Genomic DNA, 6,087 nt, shown 5'->3' on the forward strand with positions numbered 1-6,087 from the left:
ACGCCGGACCGATTGCAAACGGTTGAGCAATCGCTGGGGCCTGACGCCCGGGCCAAGGGCCTTAATTTCACCTGTATGAGCCTGGCCGACGAGGGTTACTCGGAGCGATTGGCCAAAGTTGCCGGAACTGGTTTTGACAACATCATTGTGATTGCGGCCTCAACGCAGGCCATTGAAGAAGCTGCGCCCTACCTGGCGACGGGGGGAGTAATGAACGTGTTTGCCGGTCTCAAACGGGGCACCATGGCACTGCTTGATTTGACCCCGGTTTATCAACAAAACGTGCGGTTCATCGGCCATACCGCCTCTACCATTGCCGATTTGCGACTCATGTTGCAGCAAACAGAAGCGGGCCGGCTTGCGCCCAACCAATCGGTGGCGGCGATTGGCTCGCTTACGGCGGCGCAAGAGGGACTGCGGGCCGTCCAACAGGCCCAATTCCCCGGTAAGGTGGTCATTTTCCCGCAGATCAAGGATTTTCCTTTAACTCCCCTGTCGGATTTAAAAGAAAAGCTTCCCCCCGTTTATGCCAAACTCAAAAATGGCCGGGAATGGACGGTTGAGGCGGAGCAAGAGTTTTTGGAACTGATGCTGCCGTAAACAGAGATATTTTCCCAAACAAAAAATCTTGGGGCCAAACCTGTTGGCCCCAAGATTTTGGTGTGATTTGAGAAAGGATAAACAATTCTATGGCTAAAGTAACCATTGTGGGCGCCGGTTTTATGGGCACGGCTGTGGCCTACCCTCTGGCCGATAACGGCCACACGGTGCGCCTGGTTGGCACGCACCTGGATAATGAGATTATCGAGAGTTGCCGGGCCAAACATTTCCACCCCAAACTCAAACGCGAACTGCCGCTTGGCGTTAAATCCTATTTTGTGGACGATATAGCTGAAGCGCTGGATGGGGCGGAGATTATTGTCAGCGGGGTCAACTCGTTGGGGATGCGCTGGATAGGGCAAGCTATTGGCCCACATCTAAAACCGGGCCAGTTGATCATTGCCATTACCAAGGGGCTGGAAGCCGCCGAGAATGGCGATTTGTTGATTTTGCCCGATGTATTGGCCGGCGAATTGCCCGAAAATATTCGGGATAAAGTCAAACTGGTCGCGGTTGGCGGGCCGTGCATCGCCGGTGAACTGGCCGGACGCCGTCAAACGTGCGTGGTTTATGGCTCGCGTGATGCCGAGGCGGTTGAACAACTGGCAACAACATTTCGCACCCCCTATTACCATATTTGGACTACCACCGATTTGGTCGGTCTAGAAGTCTGCGCTGCCTTAAAAAACGCTTACACCCTGGGCGTGGGCATGGCCGGCGGCTTGCTAGAAAAGGCCGGCGGCCCGGATGCGGCCAATGCCTCTATGCACAACTTGGCTGCCGCCACCTTTGGCCAGGCCTGTACCGAAATGTCGCACGCGCTGGCCTTAATGGGGGGCACGCCTGCCTTTGCCTATGGCCTGCCCGGCGCGGGCGATTTGTATGTGACCTGTATGGGCGGGCGCACCGTGCGCCTGGGCCACCTGTTGGGGTTGGGCCATACCCTTAGCCAGGCTACCGCTATTATGGCCGGTGAAACTTTAGAGTCGGTCGAGATCATTCGGGCCATGGCCCAGGCCCTGCCCAAACTGCGGGCGCGGGGGTTGATTGATTTAAAATATTTCCCCCTGATCCAAATGTTGGGGGATGTTGTGGTTGGGGAAAAGCCGGTTGATTTTTGCCTGGATGCGTATATGAAAAGCGCCGCGCTGACCAATTTTGGAGGCGCCGGGTGATGAGCAAACCACTGCAAGATCGGATTGCCCTGGTTACGGGCGGCGCTCAAGGATTGGGCCAGGCCATTTGCCGTCGCCTGGCCGACGAAGGGGCGCACGTGGTGGTGGCCGATTTGAACATGGCAGCAGCCACGGCCACCGCTGCCGATATTGCCTTAGCCACCAACCGGCAGACTATGGCCATTAAAGTTGACGTTACCGACGAAGCGCAAGTTGAAGCAACGGTGGCCCAAACTCTGGATAAATTTGACCGGTTAGACGTGGTTGTATCCAATGCCGGTATTCTCATTGCCGAAGCCATTACCGAATTTCCGGCTGAAAAATGGCGGGCGGTGGTGAACGTTAACCTGTTTGGCTATTTCCTGGTGGCCAAACATGCGGCCCGGCCAATGGTTGAACAAAAAAGCGGAGTGATTATTCAAATCAACTCCAAGTCGGGTAAAAAGGGCAGTTACAAAAACTCGGCTTATGCGGCCAGCAAGTTTGGCGGCATTGGCCTGACTCAAAGTTTGGCCCTGGAACTGGCCGAGCATAACGTGCGGGTCAATGCCGTTTGTCCGGGCAATCTGCTCGACTCGCCGTTGTGGGTGGACTCGCTCTACAAACAATATGCCAAAAAGTGGGGCATTACCGAAGAACAGGTGCGCCAGCGGTACATTGACCAGGTGCCGATGAAACGTGGCTGCACTTACCAGGACGTCACCAACGTGGTCGTCTTCCTGGCTTCCGATCAAGCCAATTATATGACCGGCCAGGCCATTAATGTGACCGGCGGCCAGGAGATGTGTTAAAGCACAACGAACGACGAGGGACCAACGACGAACAATATGATTGGCCGGTCGCCGTTGGTCATTGGTCGTTCGTCGTTGGTCATCCGTCGTTACTTCCGCAAAGCCGCCGGCTGTGGTATACTTAAAACAGGCATGAGTCAGGAGGAGACAACGCCAATGCCGGAACGCTCTCTGGCGCAATTAAACCTGGCTGAAATCATCCAGGGGTGTCGAATTGAAGCCGGCCAACCTCGCTCGCAAGAGGTGGGCTATTGTTATGAGTTGTTTCGACGCGCAGTGGAAGAGCAGGAACAGGCCGCCTGGCAGGCCATTGACGAACAGTATCGCTGCCTCATCCAGCGCTGGATCCGTGATTGTTCGCCGGAACTGCCGCCGCAGGCGGTGGAAGATATTGTCCCGGAAACCTGGCCCCGCTTTTGGCAGGCATTGACCCGCTCCGGCGCGCCGCTCACCGAACGGTTTGCCCACGTGGGGGCCATTCTCAAATATCTTAAACAATGTTCGCTGAGCGTTTTTTGGGAGTATGAGCGTCGTTTGCGGCGGCGAGAACAGGTGCGGCAGCTTCTCAACACCGACGAGCAGGCGTTGTCGGCGCAGGTTGTATCGGAAGAGGAAGTGTTGGCCCGCATTGACCGGGAAAGTCTGTTACAAAGGGTTCAGGAATGGATCAAGGCTTATGTTACCGACCCGCAGGAACAGCAAGTTTTGTCTCTCTCTTACCAAGAGGGCCTAACCCCGGCCGAGATTGCCGCCCGTTACCCGCAAGAATTTGCCGACGCTCAAACGGTGCGGCGTCTCAAAGAACGAGTTTTGAAACGGGCCAGGCGCGCCCTGGGCAATGAACCTCACCCTTACCTGAGCCATAACGGTAAAAACGGGGCGCAACGGAACGGGAAAACAGCCCTGGCCAGGGCCGGTGAGGTGGCAGTCGGTCAGGCACAGAAAGAGGCGGGCAATGGTTGAAGGATGCATCGCTCCTGGTGAAATCAAAGAAGGTGATCTGGTGGCCTATCTGGAGGGTGCTGCCTCGGCTCAGGTGCGCAGGCACATCGCTGGTTGTGCCGCCTGCGCCGCCGAGATTGAATCCTTGCGCCAGGTTGACTCAATGTTGACCGCCGTTTTTAGGCGGGCCAATGGCCCAGTTTTTACTAAAATTTTGGCCGCCCAGCCGGACCTCTTCGTCTCTTCTCCCCCCTCGCCGCAACCGGCCAAAGTGGGCCGCTTGTTTAAATTGACCTGGCCTGAGTTTGATTTTCAAAAAATAAGCTGGGCCAGGATGGCGCTGGTGTTGGTGTTGCTTTTGGTTTTTGGGGGAATCCTGGTGGCGGTTTATGATGGGGCCGGCCAGATTTGGAACCAGGCGGCCCAAACAGCCAGAGTTACGGCTGAAGCAACAGCCGACCTTGTGGTCGGGGTGACGGCTGAAGTGGTCCAGGCCGATCCGAATTGGGAGATAATGAACGACAACCAGCCCTCTACCTCTGGCCAGGCGATTGTGGAAAACCCGGCGGCGATTGCCCCCCCCCCGCACCTTGTTATTGATGCTAGAAAATGAGTTGCATGGCGTGGTTGAAGAATCGGCAGATATTGCCCCCCCCCGGGAGATCGTGCTGATGCTGGAAAATGAGTTGCAAACCCAGTTAGACGATAAAGCCTTGATTTACTCATCCACCCGAAAAGAGCCGTACTGGGACGAAACTTTGGTGATAGACCCTAACCGCGATTATAGTTATCTGGTTTGGATTGACAATACGGGAGGATATTCAACTATTTACGCAACTCGGGCGCAGGCTGATGGTCAAACGTTGAGTGAGCCGGTTATCATTAATCAGAGCCTTGACCGCGCCTTCAATCCTATTTTGGCGGTAGATGCCGGGGGCACTCTTTATGTCGTCTGGCGGACCAGGCATCACCTTGATATGGGCATCTATTTTGCTCGTTCTACAAATGTGGGGCAAACCTGGAGCAAAAGTACGCGGATTAATGATGAGATCAGGCGGGCTTTCAACCCCAGTCTGGCGGTAGATAGCCAGGGACACCTTTATATTGCCTGGCAAAACCGGGCGGGGATAAATGCCGGCATTTACCTGGCCCACTCGTCTGATGGCGGCCAGACCTGGATTGAGGAGAGGCGGGTGGCAAACTAAAACGGATAGGTGACAGTCACTTTATCAGGGCAGGACTTCAGGGTCCTGCTTTTTTTATTTCGCGTCGGCAGTCCGGCTGAAACGACGTTGAGTTAAATAGATGTGTTGGCGTAGGCCTGACTCACTCTGATAACGAGAGAGGTCAGGCGGATGCAGGCAAAAAGTTTTAAATTATTTATTTTTACAAGGAGGTTCTATGTTTTCTAAAAAAGGATGGTTAATGTTGGTGATAGTCGCGTTGTTGGCCGTTATTGCCGCCCAATGCGGCGCTCAACCGGAACCACAGACCATTGTTGAAACGGTGATTGTGGAAAAAGAAGTGCAAGGCGAAACCATCACCGTGGTGGAAACGGTTGAGGTGGAAAAAGAAGTGGTCAAAGAAGTGGTCAAAGAAGTAGCTGCTGCGGACCCGGATGCGGATCGGGTGCGGGTTGATACCATTGTGGGTACCGAACCGCCCAGCCTTGATCCGGCCCTGGCCACCGATGCCACGTCTCTCTTCTTTCTTCGTCAAATATTCACGGGGTTGGCTGCTTTTGACGAAGAGGCGAATGTCATTCCGTCTTTGGCCACCGATTGGAGCGTTTCTGAGGATGGTCTGACCTGGACGTACAGCTTGCGGGATGATATTCACTGGGTCCATCGTGACCCCAATACCGGCGAGTTTGCCGATATGGGGCCGGTTACCGCGCAGGATGTGGTTTACGGTGTGCTGCGCACCCTGGACCCCAACTCGGCTTCGGACTATGCTTATGTGCTGTACATGATTGCGGGGGCGGAAGAACTAAACACTGCTAATCCCAACGCCGAAGACTTTGAAGACATCAAAGCCGCAGTGGGCGTAAGCGCTCCCGATGACACAACCGTTGTTTTCACCCTCAAAGAGCCGGCCGCTTATTTCCCCGCTATTACGGCCATGTGGATCACCTTCCCGCAGCCGCAAGCGACCATTGAAGAGTGGGGTGATAATTGGACCGAGGCCGGTCTAATTGTCACCAGCGGCCCCTATACCCTGCGTGAGTGGACGCATGGCGCCGAGATTTGGATTGAAAAGAATCCGTTGTGGATAAACGCCGATGAGGTACAGGTAGAGTTATTTGGTGGCCCTATTATTCAAGAGGCGTCCACCGGCATGGCTATGTACGAAAATAATGAAATTGATCTTATGGCCGATCCCGGATGGGGCCCACCCTTGCCCGATATGGACCGCATCAAAGCCGATCCGCAATTAAGTCAGGAGCTGCTCATTGCCCCGCGCCTGTGCACCTACTACTATGGCTTTGTCAATACCAAACCGCCGTTTGATAACGTGTTGGTGCGCAAAGCCTTTGCCGCAGCCATTGACCGCCAGAGCCTGATTGACAATGTAACCAA

7 protein-coding genes are annotated in these 6,087 nt (G+C 54.8%); all 7 read left to right on the top strand.

All coding sequences use genetic code 11. The annotated features are described in order from the left end of the window. A partial coding sequence (locus JW953_23345) for a hypothetical protein (protein ID MBN1995643.1) occupies positions 1-600 on the top strand: 600 nt, incomplete at its 5' end. Positions 601-689: 89 nt separating this feature from the next. Next, positions 690-1,775, top strand: coding sequence for a glycerol-3-phosphate dehydrogenase (locus tag JW953_23350; GenBank protein ID MBN1995644.1), 1,086 nt, complete (start codon positions 690-692; stop codon positions 1,773-1,775). Beyond that, on the top strand, positions 1,775-2,566 hold the full coding sequence (gene srlD, locus JW953_23355) for a sorbitol-6-phosphate dehydrogenase (protein MBN1995645.1): 792 nt from the start codon (positions 1,775-1,777) through the stop codon (positions 2,564-2,566). Before JW953_23350 ends, srlD begins: the two co-directional genes overlap by 1 nt. A 36-nt stretch (positions 2,567-2,602) precedes the next feature. Beyond that, complete coding sequence (locus JW953_23360; GenBank protein ID MBN1995646.1) at positions 2,603-3,529, top strand: sigma-70 family RNA polymerase sigma factor; 927 nt, start codon at positions 2,603-2,605, stop codon at positions 3,527-3,529. Beyond that, on the top strand, positions 3,522-4,121 hold the full coding sequence (locus JW953_23365) for a zf-HC2 domain-containing protein (GenBank protein ID MBN1995647.1): 600 nt from the start codon (positions 3,522-3,524) through the stop codon (positions 4,119-4,121). The genes JW953_23360 and JW953_23365 overlap by 8 nt, the downstream gene beginning before the upstream one ends. Further along, complete coding sequence (locus JW953_23370) at positions 4,081-4,713, top strand: exo-alpha-sialidase (GenBank protein MBN1995648.1); 633 nt, start codon at positions 4,081-4,083, stop codon at positions 4,711-4,713. The genes JW953_23365 and JW953_23370 overlap by 41 nt, the downstream gene beginning before the upstream one ends. Positions 4,714-4,909: 196 nt before the next feature. After that, on the top strand, positions 4,910-6,087 hold a 1,178-nt coding region (locus JW953_23375), incomplete at its 3' end, for a peptide ABC transporter substrate-binding protein (protein MBN1995649.1).

The sequence above is a fragment of the Anaerolineae bacterium genome (genome assembly GCA_016931895.1).
Lineage (GTDB): Bacteria > Chloroflexota > Anaerolineae > 4572-78 > J111 > JAFGNV01.

Excerpts from the sequence above, each read along its gene's own strand:
- JW953_23350 (MBN1995644.1), top strand. The coding sequence starts at position 690 with ATGGCTAAAGTAACCATTGTGGGCGCCGGTTTTATGGGCACGGCTGTG.
- JW953_23360 (MBN1995646.1), top strand. The coding sequence starts at position 2,603 with ATGATTGGCCGGTCGCCGTTGGTCATTGGTCGTTCGTCGTTGGTCATC.
- srlD (MBN1995645.1), top strand. The coding sequence starts at position 1,775 with ATGAGCAAACCACTGCAAGATCGGATTGCCCTGGTTACGGGCGGCGCT.
- JW953_23365 (MBN1995647.1), top strand. The coding sequence starts at position 3,522 with ATGGTTGAAGGATGCATCGCTCCTGGTGAAATCAAAGAAGGTGATCTG.